The following is a 26,475-nucleotide window of genomic DNA, read 5'->3' as shown; positions in this document are numbered from 1 at the left end:
ACAATCTATGATTTACTAATCAGCTGTGATAACTGTTTGGTTAAATTTTTTCTGGAATATTGCTGTAAACCAATTCCGTGTGCTTGCAATTTCCCTTCCAAAAACTGATTAAAAAAGTCCAAAATTACACTTTTTAACTTCGCTTTTTCAGAATAATCAAAAAATACTCCTGTATTGGTCTGCGTCACAATATCTGCAAAGTCAGAACCTTGCGGTCCGATAGCGATAATTGGACGATTTGAAACCATGTATTCGAATAATTTTCCGGGAATAATGCTTTTAGTATCTTCAGAATTAATCTCTATTAAAAGTAAAACCTGAGATTTTCTTTGATGTGCAACTGCTTCCTGATGCGAGACATAACCCAGCAAATTTAAATAATCATTTAATTGATGGTCTTTTATTGCGTCTAGCACTTCCTGGCTTACCGCACCAATAAGTTTGATTTCTAAATGTGATTTAAACTCTGGAACTTCTTTTAACAACTCAACCAAAACCTCCCACAAAAATGGCGGATTTCTGTCTGATAAAAAAGAACCTATATGAGCTAAACTAAATTTACTATCTAAAGTCTGTTTTTCGACAGTTTCGACATCATAACCATTTGTAATTACTGTAATTGGCTTGTTGGTAATAGCCTCAAACTCTGTTTTTGTGGTTTTGCTTGTTACAATAATTTCATCAGCAGAATTAAGGACTTTATGCTCTAGACTTTTATGCTTTTTTTCAGCGTAAGAAGATAAACGAAGTGCTTTATGATAACCAATCGTTGTCCAGGGATCACGAAAATCGGCAAACCATTTTACTTTTAATTTCTGCTGTAATTCTAAACCAATTAAATGTAAACTATGTGGCGGACCAGAAGTTACAATGGTATCGATATTATTCTCCTGAATGTATTTTTCAAGATAAGACACTGATGGTTTTACCCAAAAAACGCGGGCATCTGGAATAAAAAGATTTCCTCGAACCCAGAGAAAGGTCTTATCTAAAAATGTCTGTTTTTTCTTTTGCGGAAAGATACCAGAACTAATTTTTTTAGTTTTATTTTTTGAAAAAACAGAAGCCAATTGGTATGGCTCCCATATTTTATTCTTTAGAACAATTACTTTGTCTGATATTTCACTGACCAAACCTTCGTCAACAATTGGATATGTAGGGTTTTCTGGAACATAAACTATTGGCTGCACATCAAATTCTGGTAAATATTTCACAAATTTCAACCAGCGTTGCACACCAGGTCCACCAGCGGGCGGAAAGTAATAGGTAATTATTAAGAGCTTTTTTTGTTCCATTTAGGATTTATTCAGTTCCACAGAGATTCACAAAGTATCCACTAAGTGTCACAAAGATTTTAAATTATTTTTGAGTATCTCCGCTATTACTTTTTGAATCTTTACGAAATTTTTCAAAATAAATTCCTCCAGCTAAAAGCAGTAACATTCCAATTGAACTAATCAAAGTAATTGTTCCTCCAGTTTTAATAACTTGAGGTTCAAATTTAAACTCTATAGTATGTTTTCCTTGAGGAATTTCCATTGCTCTTAAAACATAATCTACAGGAAAATGATCTGTCAATTTACCATCTACATAAGCATTCCAGCCATTTTTATAGTACATCTCAGAGAATACAGCTAAACCATCTCCTTTATTTTCAGATTTGTATTTGATGTAATTTGGCTTATAGGTAACTACTTTTATTGTTCCTGTTGTATCCCAAGCTTTCTTTAAACGAGCATTTTTAAATTTACCCTCATGTTCATGAACATTAAAAACTGCGACTTTTTTAGTATTTAAACTATTAAGCGCTTTCATCACATCGTCTGCTTTGTTGACCAATTTTACAGAACCTACAAACCAAGCGTTTCCATTAGCATCTGGATTTTGAGTCGGAATCTGGTTTCCTTCTTTATCCACTTGAATTACATACTTAACATTTAGCATATTAAGCACTTCTAAATTATTTTTAGCAATTTGGTAATCATACAACTGCTGCATTCTTCTAGGTCTTACGGCACTGTATCCTCCAATTGTTTTATGGAAATATGAAGATCTTCCTTGTAATTGCCCTTGAAGATCAAAAACACGGTAAATTGATGTATCTTTTAAAATTTGAGAATCGGCAGGTGTTTCTTGAAAAGGCGCAGCAATTTGAACTGGGCTAACAAAATCTTTAGCCGAAACATATTTTTTGTCCACAAAAAACAAATCGAAAACCATCACGATTCCAACTATGATTAAAGTTGTTGTCTGTGAAAATTTATTTTTAATAAACATCCAAAGAATTACAAAAGTAACTACGATTAAAAATCCAGATCTTAATAAATCTGCGTAATACATTGTCATTCTGTCTTCTTTCAGCGCATCAACAAATTCTGGTCCGTAGCTTTCTAGGAAATATTGGTCGCTTGCTCCAGTAAAATGGAAAAAACCTTTAGCAATTAGCAAAATAACTAGAATTCCTAAACCAAAAACTCCTGTTTGAACTAATGCTTTTTGTTGCAATTTCGGTTCATCTTTAGCTTTAAAAAAGGATTGTAATCCCATAACAGCCAAAACAGGAAAACACAGCTCTAATATGACTTGAATAGAAGAAACGGCTCTAAACTTATCGTACATTGGAACATACTCTATGAAAAAATTTGTCAATAATGAGAAATTTTTTCCCCAAGAAAGTACCAGTGTAAATAAGGCTCCTGCTAAAAACACGTATTTGATTTTTCTTTCGTCAATAAACAAAGCTAAAACTGCCAAAAAGAAAACTACTGCTCCAATATAGGCGGGTGCAGAAACTATTGGCTGATCGCCCCAATAAGTAGGCATTGCTGAAACAAAATCTTGTGCTTGACTTGCTGGTACGCCTTTTTCCAGCATGAATTCATACATGCGGCTGTCTGTACCTACATTTTCATGGCTTGAACCTCCAAAAATACGAGGAGCAATTAAATTCAAACTTTCCGCAATACCATAACTATATTCTGTAATATAATCCGTTGTCATTGACGCAGTGGTTTCATTTTTAGATCCATCTGGATTAAAAGTCAACTCACTTTTGTCTCTGATACTATATTTTGCGTATTCGCTAGTTGCTAATAAATTTCCTGCATTGGCTCCAATTGCAAAAATCCCAGCAACAATCAAAGTACCAATTGAAATTAAAAGCGGCTTATATTCTTTATTTTTAATGAAATCAAAAGCAAAATAACCTGAAAGTATCAATAAGAAAATCAATAAATAATAGGTCATTTGGAAGTGGTTGGCATTAATTTCTAATGCCACTGCAAACATGGTGAGCAAACCTCCCCAGACATATTTTTTCTGAAAGACGAGTATAAAACCAGCAATTACCAAAGGCATATACGCAATAGCGTGAGCTTTAGCATTGTGTCCAACTCCTAAAATAATGATTAAATAAGTAGAAAAACCAAACGCAATGGCTCCAATAAAAGCTTTTAAAGGATCGGTTTTTAAAACTAATAACAAACCATAAAAACCAAGAAAATATAAAAATAAATAATCTGCAGGACGTGGCAGAAAACGCAGTACATCATCTATCTTTCCAACAAAATCATTTGGATAATTTGCTCCAAGCTGATAAGTAGGCATACCACCAAAAGCTGAATTTGTCCAATAAGGTTCAGCATTTTCCACAGCTCTAAAGTCATTTTGCTCCTTTGCCATTCCGGTGTATTGAGCAATATCAGATTGGAAAATTTGTTTTCCTTGCAGAACTGGATAAAAATAAATTAATGATACAAGGATAAAGCCCAGTACAACAAGGGCGTGCGGATAGAACTTATTTACTATTTTCAATTTTGGCTGGTTTGGGTTAAAATGATCCTAAATTTTCAGGACACAAATCTAATCTATTTCTTCGTAATCAACATACTCTCCCACTTTTTTGGTTTCGCGCGGGTTTTTAGCATTTGCAGTATTAATAATTATTTCGTCTTTAGTATTGTTATTATTATTCTGCCAAGTATTGCTTTGATATTGCTGTTGTCTCTGAAAATTTTGACTTGCGTTTTCAACAGCCTTTTTTACCAATACTGGTAAAAAGATTCTAGCTAAGAATTTAAAAATGTAATAAAAGGCAATAATGCCAATAATTAATCTTAAACCTGAAAATGATGCTTCTTGCATAACTGTAAAATTTTTTCCAAAATTAATAAATCCGTTGTTTAAAAATAAAATATGAATCTTAAATAAATAATAAAATATGTACATTTGATATGCGTTATTATATTTTAATCCAAAAAAAATTATATGTTCAAAATTAAAAACTTACTTGCCCCGGTACTTTTTTTTATTCCACAATTGTTTTTTGCACAATATACTGATGTCATCAACTCAAATCGCCCAGGCGAAACTATGTCCGCATACGGTGTTGGAAAATCAGTAATCCAAGCCGAATTAGGAGTTTACGGCATCAAGGAAAAACATGATCTATTAAATTATGATGCCAGCGGTTTTGGAACCGACTTTTCGCTTAGATACGGTGCTTTTTTTGAACAATTAGAATTTGTTCTTGATGTTCAATATCAAATGGAAAATTTTGACACTCCATTTACCAGCTACAAAAAAAATAATTTCAGGCAGACTGTCTTAGGTGCCAAATATCTTATTTACGATCCTTACAAAAATAAAAGAGAAGTAAACATCTACAGCTATAAAGCCAATCATAGTTTTAATTGGCGTGAATTAATCCCGGCAGTTTCTATATTTGCAGGAGCAAATTTTGTTGGGGCTGATAATCCATATTATTTCTCTCCTGATGGAGCGATTTCCCCAAAAGTTTCTTTGATTACCCAAAACTTATTTGGAGGAGGAAAATGGGTTTTTGTAACCAATATTATTGCTGATTATATTGGAACTGATTATCCAAGTTACGGATATGTATTAACTTTGACACACGGATTTAACGAAAAATGGTCTGGTTTTGTTGAAAATCAAGGCTATAAAAGTGATTTTTACAGCGATGCAATTGTTCGAGGCGGAGCTGCTTATCTTCTTTCTCCAAACATGCAGGTTGATGCCTCTATAAGTACTAACTTTAAGAATACACCGTCTGTTTTATATGGAGGAGTGGGAATATCATGGCGTTATGATGGATGGTACAAAGATAAACAAGCATTAAATAAAGCTCAGGAAAAAGCAAAGAAGAATCCTGAAAATGAAAAAAATGTGGATTACCAAGAAAAAGAAAGAAGACGTAAAGCTAAATACGAATAAAATAATAACACAACTCAACTAAAAGAGACTCTCAATACCACTTGAATGATTACAATTAAAGAAGCCAAAAGCAAAAAAGAATTAACCGAATACATTAAATTTCCTTTCTCATTATACAAGGATAATCCGTATTGGGTACCGCCAATTATTGCAGACGAATTGGAATCTTTTGATAAAACCAAAAATCCAGCTTTTGACAATGCTGAAGCTTATTTTTATTTGGCTTACAAAGACAATAAAATTGTTGGTCGTATCACTGCTATTATCAATTGGTCTGAAGTTAACAATCAGCATAAGAGAAAAGTACGTTTCGGCTGGTTTGATGTAATTGATGATATTGAAGTAACAAAAGCTTTGCTTGAAAAGGTTTTTGAATTAGGAAGAAGTCATAATTTAGAACATGCAGAAGGCCCAATGGGGTTTTCTAATCTCGACAAGGTTGGCCTTCTGACAGAAGGTTACGATCAAGTAGGAACAATGATTACCTGGTACAATCATCCTTATTATGTAACTCATTTAGAGCAATTAGGTTTTCAAGTTGAGAAACAATATATCGAGAGTATATTTCCTTTTTCGAATGTAAAACCGGAGTTTTTCTTAAAAGCACAGGCTTTAATTAAAAAACGTTACGAACTGCGAGCACTTAATTTTACTAAGACAAAAGACATTATGCCTCACGTAGACAAAATGTTTGATTTGTTTAATGAAACATATGCCAACCTCGCATCGTTTGTAGCAATTTCAGACGTTCAAAAAGAATATTTTAAAAAAAAATATATCAGTTTTATCAATCCGGAATATATCAAATTCGTTGTTGATAAAGATGACAATTTAGTGGCCTTTAGTATTGTAATGCCAAGTTTTACAGAAGCGTTACAAAAAATAAAAGGTAAATTATTTCCATTTGGTTTTTTACAATTATTGAAAGCCAAAAAGCACAGTAAAGATGTTGTTTTTTACCTAATCGGAGTTCATCCTGATTATCAAAACAAGGGGGTAACGGCAATTATTTTTGATGAATATTATAAAACATTTTCAGAAAAAGGAATTCGTAATTGTATTAGAACTCCAGAGTTATTAGAGAACAATGCGATTCATTTGCTTTGGAAAAACTTTGATCCAGTTATTCACTGTCAGAGAAAGACTTATTTGAAGAATCTTTAATTAGTTTTCAGTCGTAGTTTTAAGTGTTCAGTTTAGCACAATATGGTTTTAGATAAGTATTCAAAAAAAATTTGTGAAGAATGTAAAAGTGAATTTTACGAAAAATCATCTCAAATGAAGAATTTATGTCCTGAATGTGCTCATCAATTGTATGGTTATAAAAATTGTAAACACGAATTTAATAATCATCGTTGCTCAAAGTGTTATTGGAACGGAAATTCGAGCGGTTACATAGACAAACTTAAGACTAAAGACTAATCCTAATTACAATAAAAAAAATCCATTCGCCCCCAAACGAATGGATTTTTACATTAAAGCACTCTTGTTTATTTACTCTACTTTACAATCTACTTTTGTCAATGTATTTTTTGCGTCAAATTTTAATTTTGATTTATCTTTAAAAGAAACTTTATCGTTTGCTGTTACTACATCGCCGTATCCTTCAATAAAAGTACCATCTTTTTGTAAAAAAGCAACCTCTCTAACAGATGAAACTCCTTCAGAACTAAAGGTATAATCGGCAATTAAAGTATCGCCTTTCATGTTACCTATCAATGTTCCTTCATTTTTATCTTTTCCTACTAAGTTGTAGCTTAGTTTCCCGTTTACTTCTTGATGTGAGTTTACATTAAAACTCATTTCAATAATACTTCCATTAGCTCTCCACGCATAGCATTGATCACCAGCTGGTTCTACAATCTCTGCTTCTTTTGGCGGGCTTGGTGCTATTTGTACTGGCTCTGTCGTTGTAGTTTCTTTTTTACAAGATACAAGAACCGTCAAAATAAGGGTTGTTAGTATTAATACTTTTTTCATAATTGTTATTTTTATTTTGTGATTATGATATAAAGTTACCTTAAATAAAAAAAAATCCATTCGCATAACGAATGGATTTTTTACATAATTCCCACCTAAGGAAATTCTATTTCTGGTAATTACGAAACGTCTACAGTCGTACGTTCAGCAATTTCTTTATAAGTTCCGTTTACCAATTTCTCACGAATTGCTTCGAAAGCAGTTAACGTTTCTTCAATATCAGCAAGTGTATGAGAAGCTGTCGGAATCATTCTTAACAAAATAATTCCTTTTGGAATAACTGGATAAACAACAATAGAAAGGAAAATACCGTAGTTTTCTCTTAAATCGTTTACCATTACCATTGCTTCAGGAATACTTCCTTCTAGGTAAACCGGTGTAATACAAGTGTTTGTATCTCCAATGTTAAATCCTTTTTCTTTAAGACCGCTTTGTAATGCATTTACATTTTCCCAAAGTTTATCTTTAATTTCAGAAGAATTACGCAATAATTCTAAACGTTTCAAAGAACCAAGTGTCTGGATCATTGGTAACGCTTTTGCGAACATTTGAGAACGTAAATTGTATTTTAAATAATCAATAACTGTTTTATCAGCCGCTACGAAAGCACCAATATTAGCCATAGATTTTGCAAAAGTAGAGAAGTAAACATCAATATCGTCTTGAACTCCCTGCTCCTCACCTGCTCCAGCACCTGTTTTACCAAGTGTACCAAAACCGTGTGCATCATCTACCAATAAACGGAAATTGTATTTTTGCTTTAAGGCAACAATTTCTTTTAGTTTTCCTTGCTGTCCACGCATTCCAAAAACACCTTCGGTAATAAATAAAATACCTCCGCCTGTTTCTTCGGCCATTTTAGTAGCACGCTGCAAGTTTTTCTCCATACTCTCTAGATCATTGTGTTTGTATGTGAAACGCTTACCCATGTGCAAACGAACACCATCAATGATACAAGCATGTGAATCAACGTCATAAACAATGATATCATTTTTAGTAACCAAAGCATCAATGATAGAAACCATTCCTTGGTAACCAAAATTCAATAAATAAGCAGATTCTTTCATTACAAAAGCAGCCAATTCATTTTCTAATTGTTCGTGGTACGTAGTGTGTCCAGACATCATACGAGCTCCCATCGGATAAGCCGCACCAAACTGAGCTGCTGCATCTGTATCTGCCTTACGAACTTCTGGATGATTTGCTAGACCTAAATAATCATTTAAACTCCAGTTTAAAATATTTTTTCCATGAAATGTCATTCTAGGACCCAACTCTCCTTCTAACTTTGGGAAAACATAATAGCCCTCTGCTTGAGAAGCCCATTTTCCTAAAGGTCCCTTATTGTCCTGAATTCTTTCGAATAAATCTTTTACCATAATATAGTGTAGTAATTTTTTTAACTTAATCAGCGAGCAAAAATAATCATTATTATTCTAAAATTCAGAGTGTCATTTATTTTTATTTAAAATTTTCTGCGGTAAAATTTTAACAAGATTTACCTCAAAATCACTTATACAGATTTCATAAGAACTAATTCCGTAAAAAGATTCAGGAATAGCTTACTCTACAATTAGTACACCTTTCATCATAGCCACATGGCCAGGGAAAGAGCAAATATATTTGTATGTTCCTTTCTTATCAATTGTAAATTCGATTGTGTCTTCTTCTCCGCCTCCTAACAATTTAGTGTGAGCAATAATCGAAGCTTTTTCAGATTCAGGGATATAATCAGTCGCCGCTGCATCATTCGCTTTAAGCGCAAAAGCAGCTTCATCTGTTCCTTCTTTCAATATTACTAAATTATGTCCCATTGCCTCTTTTGGAATTTTTCCAACATGCTTTAAAGTCAATTTAATTGGTTTTCCGGCAACAGCATGTAATTCATTTGTGTTGAACTGCATTTGGTCATTTCCTTCAATAATTAATACATTTTCTTCTGTTGATGTTACTGGTACCGCTTCTCCTTCTGTTGATGATTCACTTTTTTCAGTCTGGTCAGCTGGAGTTGTTTCTTTTTTTCCACAAGAAGTTATTGCTAAAAATCCCATTAGGATCATTATTGAAAATTTTGTTTTTGTATTCATTTTAAGATAATTTATAAATGTTATTGTTTGTATTCAATATATTATTCCGAGCGGAATTCTTTTAAAGGCTTATTCTTTTAAAACTAAAGTTCTAATTCTCTGCTCACACTCTTTAAAAGCATGAATTTTTCAATTAAAACCAACACAAATATAGATAGACATAAAACAAAAGACAACCGTATCTTTAATTCATTTTTAACTCTACAAACATTATTTATAATGAAAATAATTAGTGTTAATAAAATCACTAATTCATCATTCGATTCTTATAAAAACCAATTTTAATTTTAACTTTGAGAATCCTTAATTTTCTAATATTGAAATAATGCCTTTAAGCAACTCAAAAGATTTAAAACTGGCTGTTCTTATTGATGCGGACAATGTGCCTTACAGCAATGTAAAAGGTATGATGGAAGAAATCGCAAAGCTGGGAACTCCAACCACTAAAAGGATTTATGCCGATTGGACAAAACCAAATGCTAACGGATGGAAAGGTGTTTTATTAGAACATGCCATCACTCCTATTCAGCAATATAGTTATACAGTTGGTAAAAACTCTTCAGATTCAGCATTGATTATTGATGCTATGGATCTTTTATATTCAGGAAAGTTAGACGGTTTCTGCATTGTTTCGAGTGACAGCGATTTTACGCGTCTGGCAATTCGTTTGAGAGAATCCGGCATGAAAGTAATTGGCATTGGCGAAAAGAAAACTCCAAGTTCGTTTATTGTTGCCTGCGATAGATTTATCTACATTGAAGTTTTGGACGGTGCAATTCAGAAGAAAAAACCAAAAACTCATACTGCTGCCGACACTAAAAAGCCAGTTGAGAAACCAGCTGAAAAAGCACTCCATAAAGTTGACAAACAAACTATAGAACTTATAGAAGCTACAATCGAAGATCTTGAAGATGATGACGGATGGGCATTTTTAGGAGATGTAGGAAACTTGGTTGTGAAGAAAAAACCTGAATTTGACCCTCGAAATTATGGCTACTCTAAGCTTACGCCAATGTTGAAGTCATTAACAGATATTCTGGAGATTGATGAAAGAGAATCTGACAAAAAAGGAATCAAACACGTTTATGTGCGTTTACGATTCAATTAATTACCCGCATTTATTACCTATTTAATTTTTTAAAAACATGAGAAAGAAATTCTTTATTTACGGATTCTTATTGTTTCTAATTGTTGCAGCAATTTACTATTATACCGGCCGAGGCTATTTACTCGTTTTTATTATTCCTATTTTATTGATTATTGGAGCTTATAACGCTTCTCAAAAAAAACATGCTATTTTAAGGAATTTCCCTGTTCTGGGTTATTTCAGATATTTATTTGAAATGATTGCACCAGAGATTCAGCAGTATTTTATTGAAAGATCTACAGATGGAAAACCTTTCTCTAGAAATCAGCGCTCTTTAGTGTATCAAAGAGCTAAAAATATTGATTCTAGCACTCCTTTTGGAACGCAGTTAAACTTAAATACTGAGAACTACGAAGGAATCAAACATTCTATTTTCCCAGCACAAGTAAACGAAGAATTACCTCGAGTATTAGTTGGTGGAAAAGATTGCAAACAGCCTTATTCGGCTTCTTTATTTAATGTTTCTGCTATGAGTTTTGGTTCTTTGAGCGAACATGCAGTTCGTGCCATAAATATTGGTGCTAAAAAAGGAAATTTCTACCAAAATACCGGTGAAGGCGGATTAACAGAATTTCATCTTGCAGGCGGCGGAGATATTACCTGGCAGATTGGTACTGGTTATTTTGGGTGCCGTGATGCAGAAGGAAATTTTAGTCCTGAAAAATTTTCAGAAAAAGCAAATCTTCCGAATGTAAAAATGATCGAAATTAAACTTTCGCAAGGTGCAAAACCAGGTCACGGAGGTGTTCTTCCTGCTGCTAAAAACACCGAACAAATTGCTAAGATTAGAGGTGTTGTACCGCATACCATGATTCTATCGCCTCCAGGCCATCATGCTTTTTCTGATGCAAAAGGATTAATTCATTTCATCAAACAATTACGTGATTTATCTAATGGAAAACCAATCGGATTTAAATTGTGTATTGGAAACACAGCTGAGTTTGAAGCCATCTGCCAAGAAATGATTGCAGAAGATATTTACCCGGATTTTATCACAGTAGATGGTGCAGAAGGCGGAACCGGCGCTGCGCCTCTTGAATTTGCTGATGGAGTTGGAATGCCTTTTGAACCAGCATTAATTTTCGTGAACAAAACTCTGGTTCGTTTAGGAATTCGTGATAAAATGCGAATTATTGGTAGCGGAAAAATAATCTCTGGTTATTCTATTCTACATGCCGTAGCACTTGGAGCAGATATGTGTAACAGCGCCAGAGGATTTATGTTTTCTTTGGGCTGTATTCAGGCTTTACGATGCCATAATAATGAATGCCCAACTGGAGTGGCAACTCAAAACAAAATGCTGATGAAAGGTTTGGTTGTGACGGATAAATCTGAGCGTGTATATCATTTCCATAAAAATACACTGCACTCTGCAAATGAACTTTTAGCAGCGGCAGGAAAGAAAAGTTTCGCCGATGTGGACATTAATATTTTTATGCGCGGTGACGAATTTGCTAGTTTATCCGATATGTATTTCCCGGATAATTTGAAAAACGTTACGCAATTCTCATAAACAACAAAGCCTCTTTAAAATACTAAAGAGGCTTTTTTTAATTCCATTATTTAAATTACAATTTTGCAGTTTCTTTACTTGGTTGCGCGGTTCCTTCTAATACCGCTAATTCTTGTTTGTCTACTACTTGCTGCGCCAAAATAGCATTATTATAAGCTAGGAAGTAAACATCAAAAGATACTCCTTCATTAATTAACTCAGTTGAAATCTGGTCATTTTTAATCATTTCTTTTAATAAATCAGGAAATGATTCTTTGTAGGCAATTCTGTTGGCATCCGTCTCTTCTAAATTCGTTTCAATTCTAATTTCGATTTTGTTGTCATTCAAAAAAGCTTTTGCTGTTGTACTTGTAATTCCGTTTCCTTTTATAGAAGAAGAATTATTATAAGTACTTACATGTTCCTGAATTTTTTGCTTGGTGTTTTTACAGCTAACTAAAAACAATGCAAAAGAGAGCGCGAATGCGATTTGGGTAATTTTTTTCATAAATTATTGGTTTTATAGTTATTTTTTAACTCAAACATAATTAATTTATGATACAAAAACAATGTTTTATCAACAAAATACATTAGATAATTAATTGAATACAAATTGATTACCCTTTAAAAACAAAAAAAATGTAAGAATTCAAAAAGCTGTTTTTTGCTTTATTTGAAGTCTAATCATAAAAAAGTCTCTTTAATTTGTTATTTAAAGAGACTTTCATATGTAGGAAATTAAACTTTTTAAAGTACTGATTTTTTACTTCAAAAAATATTTAAGAGATTCGCCATTTAAGATTTCTTTTCCCAGAACCGTGTTGTCATTGGCTAAAAAGTAAACATCAAACTGAACTCCTTCTTCAATCAATTGTCTCGGAATCTGATCTTTGGCAATAAGTTTCTTTATTAATTTCACAAAAGCGATTCCTGTAGCTAATTTGTTTGCCTCATTTTGTTCTAAATCGGTTTCAAAACGCAGTTCAATTTTATTATCGTTTATGTAACCTCGGGCTGTTGTTAATGTTACATGGTCGGCTCTAAAGCTTGGCGCAGTTTTATTATATTCCGTAACATATTCCTGAAGTTTTTGTTTGGTATTTTTACAGCTGGCAAGCATCAATACCATCATTATTGCAAATACAATTGGGCTTATTTTCTTCATGAAATTTTATTTTAGTTTTTGAAGTCTTAATAATGCCTCAAGATAGTAATAATCTGCGTAATTTATAGAACAATCTATTTCACTTCCTGCGGGTTTATGACCTGTTGAATGCAATAAAAATGCTGAATTAACATCATGGCTTTGATAATGCTCTGAAAGTGAAACAATCATTTTTTTAGCTTTTGTTAAATATTCATTTTTCAAATTTTTATCTTTTGTATAAGAACTCAACTCCAAAAGCGCCGAAGAAACAATTGCTGCCGCAGAAGCATCTCTAGGTTCGTTAGGAATATTGGGCGCATTGAAATCCCAGTACGGAATTAAATCTTCTGTTGTTAATTTATCCAAATAAACACGAGCTAATTTATGTGCGAAATCTAAAAATTTAGGATCTTTAGTTTCTCTATAAGTCATTGTAAATCCATAGATTGCCCAAGCCTGTCCGCGCGCCCACATACTGTCATCGCTGTAACCTTGAGCCGTTCTACCTTTGATCTTTTTCCCAGTTTCAAAATCATAAATTACAACATGATAAGAAGTATTGTCTGGCCTAAAATGATTTGCCATTGTAGTTTCTGCGTGTTTTACCGCAATGTCGTAAAGTTTTTTATCCCCGCCATTTTTAGATGCCCAAAACAGAAGTTCCAAATTCATCATATTATCAATGATCGTATTATGACCTCCCATTTTATTATGCGGCCAAGATTGGATCGTTCCTACTTTCGGATTAAAAAGTGTTGCCAGCGTATCGGCGGTTTTCAATATAATTTGTTTGTACTCTGGATTTTTAGTCAATCGATATCCGTTTCCAAAACTATTAAAAACCTGAAAACCTAAATCATGGTCATTTGCTTTGCTTACAGATAAAGGCGTTAAAAAACGGGTGAATTTGTCGGCTTCTTTTTCCCATTTTTTGTCTTTTGTCGCTTCATACAAAAACCATAATTCGCCAGGCCAAAATCCGCTTGTCCAGTCTTTGTACTCAACAAATTTCCATTCTTTACTTCCGTTAGGAACTGTTCTCGGAGAAGTCCCGTCATTCGGAATCACTTTTAAAGTTTTAGAAGCCTGTGCTGCACAATATTCTAATTGCTTTTGAATATTAAATGATTTGTCTTTTTGAGAATAGCTTAGATTTCCGAAAAGAAATAAAGATAAAATCATGGGAAAAAATTTTGAATTCATGTGGCTATTTTTGGTAGTAAATTAATTGAACTGATAAATTTATGAAATAAAGTCAATCAATTGAGGATTTGTATTTTTCGTTCCCTAAAAACGTACTTTAAGTCCACTTCTTTTCTCTTTTTCAAAGTTTTTAAACTTTGAAAAGAGAAAATCTTCAATATCTTGAAATAAAAGATTTAGTATAAATTTGCTCCTAACTAAGCATTACTAAACTTGAAATCCAGAGTCTATTACTTCATTATTTTCCTCAGCATTATTTTCCTTGGAATCCTTTCCAGAAAAATCTCTTTTATTCCCTTATGGATTGGCGATTTTTTGTATGCAGTTATGATTTACTTTTTGGTTCGAATATTTCTTTCATTAAAAAAAGCATTTTTAATAGCATTTATTTCTATACTAATTTGTTACAGCATTGAGTTTTTACAACTATATCAAGCAGAATGGATTGTTGAACTTAGAAAGACACTTTTTGGAAGGTATGTTTTAGGTCAGGGATTTTTATGGTCGGATATTCTTGCTTATACTTTCGGAATTGCCTATGCTTTTCTTGTCGAAAAAATAGTTTTAAATTATATCAGTCAAAAGTCTGAGTGATTTTTTCGATATTTAAACTATTGGCCATCGCCATAAATATTTGATAATACGTTCCCTTATTATCATATAATTCGTCATGAGTTCCTTTTTCGACACATCTACCTTTTTCTAAAACTATAATATTCGAAGCATCAATAATCTGAGAAATACTGTGCGAAATTATAATTACAGTTCTATCTTTTTTTATGGCGTCGAGAGACTTTTTTATTTGTTCTGTTGCAATCGCATCTAAACTCGCGGTTGGTTCATCTAAGAAAATTATGGGCGGATTTTTTAAAAACAATCTCGCAATCGCAATTCGCTGCTGCTGTCCGCCAGAAAGTAAATGCGCATCAGAATCATATCCTTTTGGCAATTGAATTACTTGTTCGTGAATATAGGCTTGTTTGGCAGCTTCGATAATTTCCTCTTTTGATGCTTCTGGCTTTCCGTATAAAATATTCTCTGCAATTGTGCCTTTAAAAATATGGTTTTTCTGAAGCACCAATCCAATATTTTTACGCAGGAAATCTGTATTATAATCTGCTAAATCAACTCCATCTAAAAAAATATGACCAGCCGAAGGCTGGTAAAATTTATCCAGCAAATTAATAACAGTACTTTTTCCCGCGCCGCTCAATCCGACCAAAGCTGTGGTCTCGTTTGGTTTTACCGTAAAATTAATATCATAAAGCGCCTGTGTTCCGTTTGGATACACAAAATCTACATTTTTAACCTCTATTAATCCGTTAATTTTATCTGGAATAAAATCTCCGGTTGTTTCTATTTCCTGTTCTGATTCTAAAATATCAAAAAAGCCTTCAGAGTAAATAAGAGCATCGTTTACTTCATCGTAAATTCGGTGTAATTGTCTAATCGGAGACGAAACATTATTAAACAACATAATATGAAACATTATGGCACCAATTGTCATTTGGTTGTTCAACACAAAATAAGCTGTTAATATAATGATAATCACTACTCCTATCTGCTCAACAAAACTTTTAACGCTTTCAAAAATAAAACTCGTTTTTCTGGTTGCTAATTGATTTTCAGTCATTTCATATTGAATCTTTTCGTGGCGTTCTGCTTCTGTCGATTCTCGAACAAAAGATTTAATGACCGTAATAGATTCAATTAAACTTATAATTCCGTTGTTTTTAGTTTCGCGGTAATTACGCATTCGTCTTCTAAATCCGCTTAATTTTCTCGCCTGCAATTGACTGATGTAAAAGTAAATCGGAATAATACACAAACTCACCAAACCAACATAGACATTGGCATAAAACATTATCACCAATGCCACAAAAGCATTTGCAAATAATGGCAGAATATCAATAAAAAAGTTTTGGACCAATCGTGTTAAACTGCTAATGCCTAGATCGATTCTGGTTTGAAGTTTCCCGCTTTCATTTTCATCAGAAGTATAAAATTCCATTCTATAACTCAGGATTTTTTCTACAATAGTTTGAGAAATATCACGAGTTATGAAAATGCGGAGTTTTTCTCCGTAGAATTTTTGCCCAAACTGTACAACTGAATTAACCAATTCTTTAATTAACAACACAATACTAATAATACCTAATAAATGAAAGCCTTTAGAAAGCGGCTCGTGTGCGACCATTAAATTATTGATGGTATCGACAGTGTATTTTAGAATTAAAGCATTTACCTGAGCCGCAAATGAACCTAAAAACGTAAGCAGTAAAGTAGCAATTACCATTTTTCTGTAAGGCTTTACAAAAGGCATTATTTTTTTATAAAGAACCGATAACTGCATTTATTTTATTTTTTAGGTAACATATCAAATATAAGAATTCTAAATTTGTGTTGAAATCATTTAAACAGATAATTCTATGAAACTCGTTTTCGCTTCAAACAACAAAAATAAAATCGCAGAAATACAAAGTATGGTTCCTGAGAGCATTAAAATATTAAGTCTAGAAGATATTAACTGCCTTGAAGATATTCCTGAAACTGCGGAAACAATTGAAGGAAATGCTATTTTAAAAGCCGATTATGTAACTCAAAAATATGGTTATGATTGTTTTGCTGATGATACTGGCTTAGAAGTAACCGCATTAAATGGCGAACCTGGCGTTTATTCTGCGCGATATGCTGGCGAACAAAAAAATGCAGATGACAATATGAATAAGCTTTTAGAGACATTAAAAAATGAAGAAAATCGCAGCGCCCAGTTCAAGACCGTTATTACTTTAAACCTTGGAGGAAAACAACATTTATTTACCGGAATTGCCAAAGGAACTATTACCTCAGATAAAATGGGAACAAATGGTTTTGGATATGATCCTATTTTTAAACCTGAAAATTTTGATGAAACCTTCGCTCAACTGCCATTAGAAGTAAAAAATAAAATAGGCCACCGCGGAAAAGCAGTTCAGCAACTAATTGATTTCCTGAGTGCCACAAAATAATTGTTTCAAATACAACATTTTAAAGACTAAATTTTAGATTTCGTGACGTGTTTTTTGTGTGTTTTCTGATTTTTTTATTAAAAATCATTTTAATAAAAATGTAACTTTTTGAAAATCAAATCATAACAAATACATAATTCTTGAATTACCATTAGTTTATCTGAATAATTAACAGTAATTTTGCACCCTATTTTAAATACATATATGAATAAATTTGAACAATTAGGATTGAATGAATCGTTACTGAAGGCGATTTTAGATCTAGGATTTGAAAATCCGTCAGAGGTACAGGAAAAGGCGATTCCCCTATTATTGGAAAAAGACACAGATATGGTTGCGTTGGCTCAGACAGGGACAGGGAAAACGGCAGCTTTCGGTTTTCCGCTAATTCAAAAAATTGATGCTGACAACAGAAACACACAAGCATTAGTTTTATCGCCAACACGAGAACTTTGTTTACAGATTACCAACGAACTTAAAAACTACTCAAAATACGAAAAAGGTATTAATGTGGTAGCAGTTTACGGCGGGGCTAGTATTACAGAGCAAGCTAGAGACATTAAAAGAGGAGCGCAGATTATCGTTGCAACTCCAGGAAGAATGCAAGACATGATTAATAGAGGTTTGGTTAACATTAAAAATATAGATTACTGTATTCTTGATGAGGCTGACGAAATGTTAAACATGGGATTCTATGAGGATATTGTATCTATTTTATCAGATACTCCAGACGAAAAAAGTACATGGTTGTTCTCTGCAACTATGCCGCAAGAGGTTGCTAGAATTGCAAAACAATTCATGAGTGACCCAGTTGAAATTACTGTTGGAGCCAAAAACTCAGGTTCTGCAACAGTTTCTCACGAATTTTACTTAGTAAATGCTCGTGACCGTTATGAAGCTTTGAAACGTTTAGCTGATGCTAATCCAGATATTTTCTCTGTAGTTTTCTGTCGTACAAAAAGAGACACACAAGCTATTGCTGAAAAATTAATCGAAGACGGATACAGTGCTGCTGCTTTACACGGAGATTTATCTCAAGCACAGCGTGATGGTGTAATGAAATCTTTCCGCGGAAGACAAATTCAGATGCTTGTTGCTACTGACGTTGCTGCGCGTGGTATTGACGTTGATAACGTAACACACGTTGTAAACTACCAATTACCTGATGAAATTGAAACTTACAACCACCGTTCTGGTCGTACTGGTAGAGCTGGAAAATTAGGAACTTCTATTGTAATTGTTACAAAAAGTGAGTTGCGTAAAATTTCTTCTATCGAAAGAATCATCAAACAAAAGTTTGAAGAAAAAACTATTCCATCTGGAATTGAAATCTGCGAAATCCAATTATTGCACTTAGCAAATAAAATTAAAGATACTGAGGTTGATCACGAAATTGACAACTATTTACCAGCAATTAACAATGTTCTTGAAGATTTATCTAAAGAAGAATTGATTAAGAAAATGGTTTCTGTAGAATTTAACCGTTTCATTACTTATTACAAAAAGAACAGAGATATTTCTGCTCAATCTGGAGAAAGACGCGAAAGAGGAGATTCTGAACCAAGAGAATTCAATAATAATGGAGCAGTTCGTTATTTTGTAAACATCGGTTCTAGAGACAATTTTGACTGGATGTCATTAAAAGATTACTTAAAAGAAACATTAGATTTAGGTCGTGATGATATCTTTAAAGTTGATGTAAAAGAAGGTTTCTCTTTCTTTAACACTGATCCACAGCATACTGACAAAGTAATGGACGTTTTAAACAACGTACAATTAGAAGGTCGTCGTATCAATGTTGAGATCTCTAAAAATGACGGAGGCGGAAGACGCGACCACAACAATCGTGGCGGCGGAAGAAGTTCTGGACCAAGAAGAGAAGGAAATTTTGCTCCAAGACGTGAAGGTTCTGGAGGCGGATTTAGAAGCGACAGAAATTCTTCAAGAGACGGAGGATCTAGAGAAGGTGGTTTTAGAAGCGACAGAAATTCATCTGCTCCAAGAAGAGAAGGTGGTTTTAGAAGTTCTGCTCCAAGAAACGAAAATGGTTCTTCAGAAAGAGCTCCAAGACGTTCTGAAAACTTTGGCGACAGCCCAAGACCAAGAAGATCTAGAAGAGATTAATACTTTAGTATCTCAAAATACAAAATCCCAAATTCCAGATATAATTGGAATTTGGGATTTTTTTATATTAAGAATCTTACTCTCTAGGAATGAGTTTTGTAATTACTAAAGCAAGACTGCTTCCTTTGTTAATTTTCTTATAATTAAATTCCAAGACTGCAAAATATTTAATCCCGATTTACTACTTTTAGAGCTTTAAATCAGGATATGAAATATTTCGCAGTTTTCTTTTTTATTCTTCTAGCTAACATTGGTTTTGCGCAAGATACGCAGCCAACTGTTCCTCAAAGAGTTTCAGGTTATATTATTAATGACAACAGTAAACAACCTCTTGCCGGTGTAAACGTTATTAACACTAACAAAGTTCGCGGTGCAAAATCTGACGAAAAAGGATATTTTGAAATTGATGTTCAGGTTAACGACACACTTCACTTTTCTATTCTAGGGTTTCAATCTCTAAGAATTAGAGTTACAAATGACTGGATAAAAAATAAAGTAACCCGTATTCAGCTTACTGAAAAAGCAATTGCTTTAGAGGAGGTTATCATTGCTCCGTTTACTTTAACAGGATATCTTGAAATTGATTCTAAATTAATTCCAACAAAAGAAAACTATCGTTACAGCATTTCTGGACTTACGCAAGGTTATGAAGCAGGAGAATATGCTCCAAATGCCTTTGGTAAAGTATTAGGATCAATATTTAACCCCGCGGATATGCTCTATAATTTCTTTGGAAAAAACGGTAAAGAACTCAAGAAGCTAAAGGAGATGAAGAAAGATGATACGGTACGAACACTTCTGGAATCTAAATACGACCGCGAAACAGTTGCCGTGTTATTAGGAGTCAGCAAAGACGAGATTCCTGAAATCATGCACAGATGTAACTATTCTGATTCTTTTATACAAACTGCAAATGATCTTCAGATTATGGATGCCATTAGCGCTTGTTATGAGCAGTATAAAGTATTAAAACGTAATTAAGAATCTCCTTCATAAGGAAAATATTTAAATCCTCAATTCTAAAATTGAGGATTTTTTTTGGCGTTTAAGTTTTTAAAAGCTTTACATTTACTAAAACACCATCAAAATCAATAAATTATGTCAAAGGGTCAAGATGCTAAAAAAACAGCAAAAAAAGAACCGTTAAAAACGGCTAAAGAAAAGAAAGAAGAAAAAAGAGAAAAGAAAAATACTCCTAAGAGAGATTAAGTTTTTTAGTCGCAGTTTACAGTCACAGTTTACAGTTTTCTTAGAAACTGAAATTAACTGTGACTGAATACCGTGACTGAAAACTATTTAACTGGAATATTCGAAAGAATTTCTAGTACAAATTTCCAATATTTTTGAGCTGAAGAAATACTAGCTCTTTCGTCTGGAGAGTGTGCTCCATGAATTGTTGGGCCAAAAGAAATCATATCCATATCTGGATAATTTGTTCCTAAAATTCCGCATTCTAAACCAGCGTGGCAAGCTACAACCTTAGGCTGTTCTCCATTTTGCTTTTCGTAGATTTCTTTTAAAACTTCTAATATTTCAGAATTAACATTTGGAGACCATCCTGGGTAAGAACCAGAAAGTTCAACTTCGCATCCTACTAATTCAAAAGCAGAACGTAAAGAATTTGCTAAATCAAATTTTGAAGATTCAACAGAAGAACGCGTTAAACATCCAATCGAAATTTCTCCGTCTTTAATAATTACTCGCGCGATATTATTTGAAGTTTCAACCAAATCTGCCATATCAGCGCTCATTTTGTAAACGCCATTATGTGCGGCGTAAATCGCTCTGATGATTCCTTCCTGAACCCCTAAATCCATTACTTTTTCAGGTAGTTCTCCTTTTACAATTTCAATTGATAAGTTTGGCTCAGTTGTTTTGTATTCAGCTTTGATGTCAGAAATAATTTCCTGCATATCATACACATAAGCTTCATCAAACATTTGAGAAATAATTACTTTAGCAACACTTTCTCTCGGAATTGCATTTCTTAAACTTCCACCGTTTACTTCAACAATCTGTAAACCGAAGTTTTCAAATCCATCAAATAATAAACGATTCATTATTTTATTAGCATTCCCTAAACCTTTATGAATATCCATTCCTGAATGTCCTCCGTTTAGTCCTTTTACTGTAATTGTGTAACCAACAGAGCCTTCTGGAACTTCTTCTTCATGATACGCTCTTGTAGCCGTAACGTCAATTCCTCCTGCACATCCAATGTCAATTTCATCGTCTTCTTCGGTATCTAAATTCAATAAAATCTGACCTTGAAGAATTCCGCCTTTTAGGTTTAGCGCACCAGTCATTCCTGTTTCTTCATCAATTGTAAACAAAGCTTCAATTGCTGGATGCGGAATATCTTTACTTTCTAAAATTGCCATAATTGTAGCTACTCCCAATCCGTTATCTGCACCTAGAGTTGTGCCGCGAGCGCGAACCCAGTCTCCATCAACATACATATCAATTCCCTGCGTATCGAAATCAAAAACTGTATCTGCATTTTTTTGGTGAACCATATCCAAATGCCCCTGCATTACAATAGCTTTGCGATTTTCCATTCCTGGTGTAGCCGGCTTTCTGATGATTACGTTTCTAATTTCATCTTCGAAAGTCTCTAAATCTAAACTGTTTCCAAAGTTTTTCATAAACTCAATTACGCGCTCTTCTTTTTTTGATGGACGAGGAACGGCATTTAAATCTGCAAATTTATTCCAAAGTGCTTTTGGCTCCAGATTTCTTACTTCTTGACTCATTATATTTTGTTTGATGTTTAACAATTAAGAGCTTCAAAGTTACAAAGTTTAAATGCTTTTTTCGATACAAATTATAGGATATTAATCCAGAAATCTTTTCCCTGTTTATGCCACATAGTGGCATTTCGTTGGTAATAAAATAAAACAAGGAGCTATCATGCGTTCCTATGGAACTCTTGGCTTCAATATGCATAAATTCTCTACCAATCAATTGTGCCTGACGGCACATTTAAATAGCAATATTTAAAAGTTTTTATATTATAATCCATTTATAGAATGATAAAATTTCAAAAAAATAAACTCAACTTCTATTTAATTATTATTTTTATAAAAAACCTAAACCGTGAGATCAAAATACATTTTACCTATATTTCTTCTTGTTCAAATTATCTTTTTAAGAATCCTCGCCTTCTTTCCAGACTTTGTTGAAGGTTTTTACAGTAACAATTTATTTGTTAGAATTTCTCATTTTTTAAGGATAGCACTAGGAAAAGTTCCATTTTCTATTGGAGATTGTATTTATGCTTTTCTAATTTTAGGTATAATTGGCTGGTTTTGGAAAATCCGTAAAACATGGAGAACAGATTGGAAAGATCATCTTTTAAAGATATTAAGCAAAATTTCTGTTTTTTACTTTTTCTTTCATCTTCTTTGGGCGTTCAATTATTATAGAGAGCCTCTTTTCGAAAAAATGGAAATCAAGAGAGAGTATACAGATGCTGATCTTTTAGCTTTTACGAAAAGATTAATTACAAAAACGAATGAAGTTCAGTTTGCAATTACTAAAAATGACACAGCAAAAATTGTTTTTCCTTACTCTCAAAAAGAATCGTTTAAAATGATTTTAAACGGTTATGACAATTTAGCGAAGGAACATCCTTATTTTAAATATGAAATTTTAAGCGTTAAGAAATCCCTATTCAGTACACCATTGACTTATATGGGTTTTGGCGGTTATTTGAATCCGTTTACCAATGAGGCTCAGATCAATTATTTACTGCCAATGTACACTTTTCCTCAAACTACGGCGCACGAAATGGCGCATCAAATTGGTTTTGCCAGTGAAAGTGAATGTAATTTTATAGGCTTTTTAGCTTCCGCTAAAAATGATAATCTTTATTATCAGTATGCTGGATATAGTTTTACATTGAATTATTGTTTAGGAATCTGGAAATTCAAAAACGAGAAAGTTTTTAATCAATTAAAGAAATCTGTACATATTGGTATCTTAAAAAATTATAAGGAAAGTCAAGACTTTCACAAAAAGTACGATACTTTTCTTGATGAAGGATTTTATTTTCTTTACGATAATTTCTTAAAATCAAACAACCAAAAAGATGGTATGGACAGTTACAGCAAATTCATTGACTTGGCAATTAATTATTATAAAACCAGAAAACTTTGATTCAACTGTAACAAAAATGATTTCATAACTACTAATACTTTTATGAGCGAAAATCTAGAACAGTCATTTGTTGCGCAATTGCAGGCAAATCAGAATATAATCCACAAGATTTGTAGATTATATACTGCTGGAGAAGATGCTCATAAAGATTTATTTCAGGAAATTACCATTCAGCTCTGGAAGGCTTATCCAAAATTTAGAGGCGACAGTAAATTTTCGACTTGGACTTATCGCGTGGCTTTGAACACCGCGATTACATTATACCGCAAAACCAAAAGAACTATTTCTACCGTAGATTATGAAAACCACCAGCATTTTGTAAAAGATGTTGACTACAATTACGAAGAAGAAGAACAGATAAAATTGATGTATAAAGCAGTTTATCAGCTTAACGACATCGAAAAAGCATTAGTTTTTATGTATTTAGAAGACAAAGATTATCAAGAAATAGCTGAAACCTTAGGAATCAGCGAAGTGAATGCGCGCGTGAAAATGAACAGAATTAAAGGGAAACTTAAAAAAATACTAAATCCTTAAAAATTATTATGAAAGAACTGGATTTACTAAAAAAAGACTGGCAGAAGAACTCAGGTTCTTTTCAACAAATTTCTGAAACTGAAATCTATAAGATGATTCACAAAAAATCATCTTCCATAGTAAAATGGATTTTGATTATCAGTATTTTGGAAATTTCGTTTTGGACTTTTTCAAACTTATTTATTAATACGGATGATGTTTTGAAAAAAATCAATCATCCAGAAATTATCATGGCTTTAGAGTTTCTAACATACTTTAATTATATTGTCGTTCTCATTTTTGTGTATATTTTTTATAAAAACTACAAAACGATTTCGACTACTGTAGCCACCAAATCATTAATGAGCGCCATTTTAAAGACTAGAAAAACAGTTCAGTACTATGTTTGGTATAATTTAGGAATGATTGTAATAACGGCTATTTTAAGCTTCTTTATTGCTTTTGTTTACAATCCAGATATGGAATTTCTGAGAGAAAAATTAGCCTTAAACGGAAGAGCTATGTTTGTTACGATAGGAATATTATTCTTGGTAATTTTAGGCTTCTTCGGTTTATTCTGGTGTTTCTACAGAATAATCTACGGAACTCTTTTAAGAAGATTATATACTAATTATAAGGAGTTGAAGAAAATAGATTTTTAAGTTGCCAAGGTTCTGAGATACGCTAAAGTTCTGAGATACTAAGATACTAAGGTTCTAAGTTTTTTTGACAACTTGAAACCTGAAACAATCTAAAATCTAAAATCTAAAATCAGAAATCTAAAATCACTAATAATCCCACTGTCTGAGTTTATTAAGTTCTTCCTGTGCTTTAATTTCTTCTGCTGGAATTACTTTTAAAAATGAAGGATGCTGTTCGATTGCGTATTCTACTTTTTCTACAATTTGTTCGATTGTATCGTTTTCATAATCAATATCAAGAGGTTCTTTGATGATGAAAGACTGCAGGATCCCTTTTTTCTTCATTCGAAGTCCTTTTTTATCGAATGATCTTCGGAAACCATCAATTACAATCGGAATTACAATTGGTTTATGCTGTTTGATAATATGAGCAGTTCCTTTACGAACAGGCTTAAAAGATTTTGTAGTTCCCTGCGGAAAAGTAATAACCCAGCCATCTTCAAGAGCAATTCGAATGTTTTCGGTATCGTTTGGATTTACATCGCGTTTCTCTGTAACATCAACGCCTTTAGCACGCCAAGTTCTTTCGACTGTAATTGCTCCTACATAAGCCAAAATTCTTGGCAGTAATCCTGCCTGCATGGTTTCTTTTGCAGCAACATAATACAAATTCATTTTAGGCTGCCACAAATAGCCAATGTTCTTAATAGTATCTTGACGTCCGCTTAAACTTGCGTTAAACACATGAAACATTGCAACAACGTCTGCAAAATAAGTTTGGTGATTGGATATAAATAAGACATTAGAATCTGGGAGTGTTTTAATAATTTCAGATCCTTCAATCTGCAAATCGTTAAAACCTCTATATCTTCTATGCGTCATGGCACCCAAAATTCGGATTAACCATTTCTTGATGAATAATATATGCCCAAAAGGATTTCGTTTAAACAATCCCATAACTAATTTATCTTATTTTTTTGTTAGGTCGCAAACATACAAAAATTATTCTTTTAGCAACACTTTAAAACAATTTCTCCAATTTACACCTATTAAAATGAATATCAAATTGTTAAATAAATATTTTTAAATTTCATGCCCAAAAGTCATTTTTAATACATCTCTCAATTCGCTCAAGATCATTGCTGTTGCACCCCAAACCACATGATTTTGAATATTGAAAGCCGGCACTAAAATATTAGCACCATAAGAAGTTGATAATCTGGCCTCGATAATTATTTCATCATTTAAAAAAACCGACAAAGGCAGTTCAATGATATTTGCAACTTCTCTAATATCAGGGTAAAAAGAAAGTTCTTCTTTTGCAATTCCTAAAAACGGATGCACCAAAAAATTACTGGGCGGAATATACATGGGAGAAAAATGTTTGATTATTTCTATTTTATCACTGGCAACTCCAACTTCTTCCTGAGTTTCGCGCAGTGCAGTAGTTTCAAAATTCAAATCTTCTTTTTCATATTTTCCTCCAGGAAACGCAATCTGAGCAGAATGCACTCCATCATAAGCATTTCTTACAATCAAAACTAAATGTGTTTTTTCCTGCTTTGGGTAAAACAGCATCATTACTCCTGCCATTCTAGCATTCAGTGCTTCAATATCAAGATTTTTTAATCCCTCAACGCGTTCTTTTGGAGCCATTTTTAAATGTGATTCGACCGCTGGCAGTTCAACCGGAATAATATTGGGAACATATTTCAAAAAGTCTTGAAAATTCATAATCAA

24 protein-coding genes are annotated in these 26,475 nt (G+C 33.1%); 11 read left to right on the top strand and 13 right to left on the bottom strand.

Features of this window, described 5'->3' with window-relative positions:
* Positions 1-5: 5 nt before the first annotated feature.
* From QE431_RS06570 to QE431_RS06560, 3 genes are all read right to left on the bottom strand, one after another.
* A complete protein-coding gene (locus QE431_RS06570) occupies positions 6-1,295 on the bottom strand; it encodes a glycosyltransferase family 4 protein (RefSeq protein WP_307294023.1) in 1,290 nt (429 codons plus the stop codon).
* Positions 1,296-1,359: 64 nt separating this feature from the next.
* A complete protein-coding gene (locus QE431_RS06565) occupies positions 1,360-3,813 on the bottom strand; it encodes a YfhO family protein (RefSeq protein ID WP_307294021.1) in 2,454 nt (817 codons plus the stop codon).
* Positions 3,814-3,861: 48 nt separating this feature from the next.
* The gene (locus QE431_RS06560) at positions 3,862-4,143 is read right to left on the bottom strand and encodes a DUF4834 family protein (protein ID WP_057119860.1); all 282 of its coding nucleotides are present in this window, start codon (positions 4,141-4,143) and stop codon (positions 3,862-3,864) included.
* 123 nt (positions 4,144-4,266) lie between these two features.
* On the opposite strand from QE431_RS06560, the gene QE431_RS06555 reads away from it, so the two are divergent.
* Entirely contained in the window at positions 4,267-5,232 is a 966-nt protein-coding gene (locus QE431_RS06555; protein WP_057118777.1) for a transporter, read from the top strand.
* 45 nt (positions 5,233-5,277) lie between these two features.
* On the top strand, positions 5,278-6,396 hold the full coding sequence (locus QE431_RS06550) for a hypothetical protein (RefSeq protein ID WP_057118779.1): 1,119 nt from the start codon (positions 5,278-5,280) through the stop codon (positions 6,394-6,396).
* Between the two features lie 330 nt (positions 6,397-6,726).
* Here QE431_RS06550 and QE431_RS06545 read toward each other — a convergent pair whose 3' ends face one another.
* The 3 genes from QE431_RS06545 to azu form a co-directional block, all read right to left on the bottom strand.
* Positions 6,727-7,212 (bottom strand): hypothetical protein, encoded by a 486-nt coding sequence (locus tag QE431_RS06545; protein ID WP_307294013.1) that lies wholly within the window; start codon positions 7,210-7,212, stop codon positions 6,727-6,729.
* A gap of 119 nt (positions 7,213-7,331) precedes the next feature.
* Positions 7,332-8,591, bottom strand: a complete 1,260-nt coding sequence (locus QE431_RS06540; protein WP_057118783.1) for an aminotransferase class I/II-fold pyridoxal phosphate-dependent enzyme — start codon at positions 8,589-8,591, stop codon at positions 7,332-7,334.
* A gap of 183 nt (positions 8,592-8,774) precedes the next feature.
* On the bottom strand, positions 8,775-9,299 hold the full coding sequence (azu, locus tag QE431_RS06535; protein WP_307294008.1) for an azurin: 525 nt from the start codon (positions 9,297-9,299) through the stop codon (positions 8,775-8,777).
* Positions 9,300-9,624: 325 nt separating this feature from the next.
* On the opposite strand from azu, the gene QE431_RS06530 reads away from it, so the two are divergent.
* Positions 9,625-10,407: an NYN domain-containing protein gene (locus tag QE431_RS06530; protein WP_057118787.1), complete on the top strand. Its 783-nt coding sequence runs from the start codon at positions 9,625-9,627 to the stop codon at positions 10,405-10,407.
* 37 nt (positions 10,408-10,444) lie between these two features.
* Positions 10,445-11,959, top strand: a complete 1,515-nt coding sequence (locus QE431_RS06525; RefSeq protein ID WP_134140857.1) for an FMN-binding glutamate synthase family protein — start codon at positions 10,445-10,447, stop codon at positions 11,957-11,959.
* Positions 11,960-12,014: 55 nt separating this feature from the next.
* Here QE431_RS06525 and QE431_RS06520 read toward each other — a convergent pair whose 3' ends face one another.
* From QE431_RS06520 to QE431_RS06510, 3 genes are all read right to left on the bottom strand, one after another.
* Positions 12,015-12,446 (bottom strand): hypothetical protein, encoded by a 432-nt coding sequence (locus QE431_RS06520; RefSeq protein WP_307294004.1) that lies wholly within the window; start codon positions 12,444-12,446, stop codon positions 12,015-12,017.
* 255 nt (positions 12,447-12,701) lie between these two features.
* Complete coding sequence (locus QE431_RS06515; RefSeq protein ID WP_307294001.1) at positions 12,702-13,103, bottom strand: hypothetical protein; 402 nt, start codon at positions 13,101-13,103, stop codon at positions 12,702-12,704.
* A 6-nt stretch (positions 13,104-13,109) separates the two neighbouring features.
* Entirely contained in the window at positions 13,110-14,267 is a 1,158-nt protein-coding gene (locus QE431_RS06510; protein ID WP_307293999.1) for a glycoside hydrolase family 88 protein, read from the bottom strand.
* A 234-nt stretch (positions 14,268-14,501) separates the two neighbouring features.
* Here QE431_RS06510 and QE431_RS06505 point away from each other — a divergent pair, with 234 nt between their 5' ends.
* Positions 14,502-14,882 carry a DUF2809 domain-containing protein gene (locus tag QE431_RS06505; RefSeq protein WP_307293996.1) on the top strand — a complete coding sequence of 127 codons (381 nt, stop codon included), beginning with the start codon at positions 14,502-14,504 and terminating at the stop codon, positions 14,880-14,882.
* On the opposite strand, the gene QE431_RS06500 is transcribed toward QE431_RS06505, so the two are convergent.
* On the bottom strand, positions 14,863-16,641 hold the full coding sequence (locus QE431_RS06500; RefSeq protein WP_307293994.1) for an ABC transporter ATP-binding protein: 1,779 nt from the start codon (positions 16,639-16,641) through the stop codon (positions 14,863-14,865). The genes QE431_RS06505 and QE431_RS06500 overlap by 20 nt on opposite strands.
* A gap of 76 nt (positions 16,642-16,717) precedes the next feature.
* Between QE431_RS06500 and QE431_RS06495 the strand changes: the two genes are divergently transcribed.
* The 3 genes from QE431_RS06495 (at position 16,718) to QE431_RS06485 (ending at position 20,401) form a co-directional block, all read left to right on the top strand.
* A complete protein-coding gene (locus QE431_RS06495) occupies positions 16,718-17,296 on the top strand; it encodes a non-canonical purine NTP diphosphatase (protein WP_307293991.1) in 579 nt (192 codons plus the stop codon).
* 204 nt (positions 17,297-17,500) lie between these two features.
* Positions 17,501-19,420 (top strand): DEAD/DEAH box helicase, encoded by a 1,920-nt coding sequence (locus tag QE431_RS06490; RefSeq protein WP_057118804.1) that lies wholly within the window; start codon positions 17,501-17,503, stop codon positions 19,418-19,420.
* 207 nt (positions 19,421-19,627) lie between these two features.
* Positions 19,628-20,401, top strand: coding sequence for a carboxypeptidase-like regulatory domain-containing protein (locus tag QE431_RS06485; RefSeq protein WP_057118806.1), 774 nt, complete (start codon positions 19,628-19,630; stop codon positions 20,399-20,401).
* A gap of 311 nt (positions 20,402-20,712) precedes the next feature.
* Here the strand turns inward: QE431_RS06485 and QE431_RS06480 are convergent, their stop codons facing one another.
* Positions 20,713-22,173 (bottom strand): aminoacyl-histidine dipeptidase, encoded by a 1,461-nt coding sequence (locus QE431_RS06480; RefSeq protein WP_307293986.1) that lies wholly within the window; start codon positions 22,171-22,173, stop codon positions 20,713-20,715.
* A gap of 343 nt (positions 22,174-22,516) precedes the next feature.
* Here QE431_RS06480 and QE431_RS06475 point away from each other — a divergent pair, with 343 nt between their 5' ends.
* From QE431_RS06475 to QE431_RS06465, 3 genes are read left to right on the top strand one after another with little or no spacing between them, the layout of a single operon-like run.
* A complete protein-coding gene (locus QE431_RS06475; protein ID WP_057118809.1) occupies positions 22,517-23,578 on the top strand; it encodes a DUF3810 domain-containing protein in 1,062 nt (353 codons plus the stop codon).
* A gap of 42 nt (positions 23,579-23,620) precedes the next feature.
* On the top strand, positions 23,621-24,115 hold the full coding sequence (locus QE431_RS06470; RefSeq protein ID WP_008462500.1) for an RNA polymerase sigma factor: 495 nt from the start codon (positions 23,621-23,623) through the stop codon (positions 24,113-24,115).
* Positions 24,116-24,123: 8 nt separating this feature from the next.
* Entirely contained in the window at positions 24,124-24,756 is a 633-nt protein-coding gene (locus QE431_RS06465; protein ID WP_057118811.1) for a hypothetical protein, read from the top strand.
* A gap of 126 nt (positions 24,757-24,882) precedes the next feature.
* Here the strand turns inward: QE431_RS06465 and QE431_RS06460 are convergent, their stop codons facing one another.
* Both QE431_RS06460 and QE431_RS06455 read right to left on the bottom strand, forming a co-directional pair.
* Positions 24,883-25,692, bottom strand: coding sequence for a 1-acyl-sn-glycerol-3-phosphate acyltransferase (locus QE431_RS06460; protein WP_057118813.1), 810 nt, complete (start codon positions 25,690-25,692; stop codon positions 24,883-24,885).
* 126 nt (positions 25,693-25,818) lie between these two features.
* The gene (locus QE431_RS06455; protein WP_307293956.1) at positions 25,819-26,469 is read right to left on the bottom strand and encodes a CoA pyrophosphatase; all 651 of its coding nucleotides are present in this window, start codon (positions 26,467-26,469) and stop codon (positions 25,819-25,821) included.
* Positions 26,470-26,475: the final 6 nt, after the last annotated feature.

The organism is Flavobacterium sp. SORGH_AS_0622 (genome assembly GCF_030818825.1).
Taxonomy (GTDB): Bacteria; Bacteroidota; Bacteroidia; order Flavobacteriales; family Flavobacteriaceae; genus Flavobacterium.
This window is presented reverse-complemented; position numbering and strand designations above follow the sequence as displayed.

Coding starts and splice junctions, on each gene's coding strand:
- QE431_RS06570 (WP_307294023.1), bottom strand. CDS start 1,295: ATGGAACAAAAAAAGCTCTTAATAATTACCTATTACTTTCCGCCCGCT.
- QE431_RS06560 (WP_057119860.1), bottom strand. CDS start 4,143: ATGCAAGAAGCATCATTTTCAGGTTTAAGATTAATTATTGGCATTATT.
- QE431_RS06555 (WP_057118777.1), top strand. CDS start 4,267: ATGTTCAAAATTAAAAACTTACTTGCCCCGGTACTTTTTTTTATTCCA.
- QE431_RS06550 (WP_057118779.1), top strand. CDS start 5,278: ATGATTACAATTAAAGAAGCCAAAAGCAAAAAAGAATTAACCGAATAC.
- QE431_RS06545 (WP_307294013.1), bottom strand. CDS start 7,212: ATGAAAAAAGTATTAATACTAACAACCCTTATTTTGACGGTTCTTGTA.
- QE431_RS06540 (WP_057118783.1), bottom strand. CDS start 8,591: ATGGTAAAAGATTTATTCGAAAGAATTCAGGACAATAAGGGACCTTTA.
- azu (WP_307294008.1), bottom strand. CDS start 9,299: ATGAATACAAAAACAAAATTTTCAATAATGATCCTAATGGGATTTTTA.
- QE431_RS06530 (WP_057118787.1), top strand. CDS start 9,625: ATGCCTTTAAGCAACTCAAAAGATTTAAAACTGGCTGTTCTTATTGAT.
- QE431_RS06525 (WP_134140857.1), top strand. CDS start 10,445: ATGAGAAAGAAATTCTTTATTTACGGATTCTTATTGTTTCTAATTGTT.
- QE431_RS06520 (WP_307294004.1), bottom strand. CDS start 12,446: ATGAAAAAAATTACCCAAATCGCATTCGCGCTCTCTTTTGCATTGTTT.
- QE431_RS06515 (WP_307294001.1), bottom strand. CDS start 13,103: ATGAAGAAAATAAGCCCAATTGTATTTGCAATAATGATGGTATTGATG.
- QE431_RS06510 (WP_307293999.1), bottom strand. CDS start 14,267: ATGATTTTATCTTTATTTCTTTTCGGAAATCTAAGCTATTCTCAAAAA.
- QE431_RS06500 (WP_307293994.1), bottom strand. CDS start 16,641: ATGCAGTTATCGGTTCTTTATAAAAAAATAATGCCTTTTGTAAAGCCT.
- QE431_RS06495 (WP_307293991.1), top strand. CDS start 16,718: ATGAAACTCGTTTTCGCTTCAAACAACAAAAATAAAATCGCAGAAATA.
- QE431_RS06490 (WP_057118804.1), top strand. CDS start 17,501: ATGAATAAATTTGAACAATTAGGATTGAATGAATCGTTACTGAAGGCG.
- QE431_RS06485 (WP_057118806.1), top strand. CDS start 19,628: ATGAAATATTTCGCAGTTTTCTTTTTTATTCTTCTAGCTAACATTGGT.
- QE431_RS06480 (WP_307293986.1), bottom strand. CDS start 22,173: ATGAGTCAAGAAGTAAGAAATCTGGAGCCAAAAGCACTTTGGAATAAA.
- QE431_RS06470 (WP_008462500.1), top strand. CDS start 23,621: ATGAGCGAAAATCTAGAACAGTCATTTGTTGCGCAATTGCAGGCAAAT.
- QE431_RS06465 (WP_057118811.1), top strand. CDS start 24,124: ATGAAAGAACTGGATTTACTAAAAAAAGACTGGCAGAAGAACTCAGGT.
- QE431_RS06460 (WP_057118813.1), bottom strand. CDS start 25,692: ATGGGATTGTTTAAACGAAATCCTTTTGGGCATATATTATTCATCAAG.
- QE431_RS06455 (WP_307293956.1), bottom strand. CDS start 26,469: ATGAATTTTCAAGACTTTTTGAAATATGTTCCCAATATTATTCCGGTT.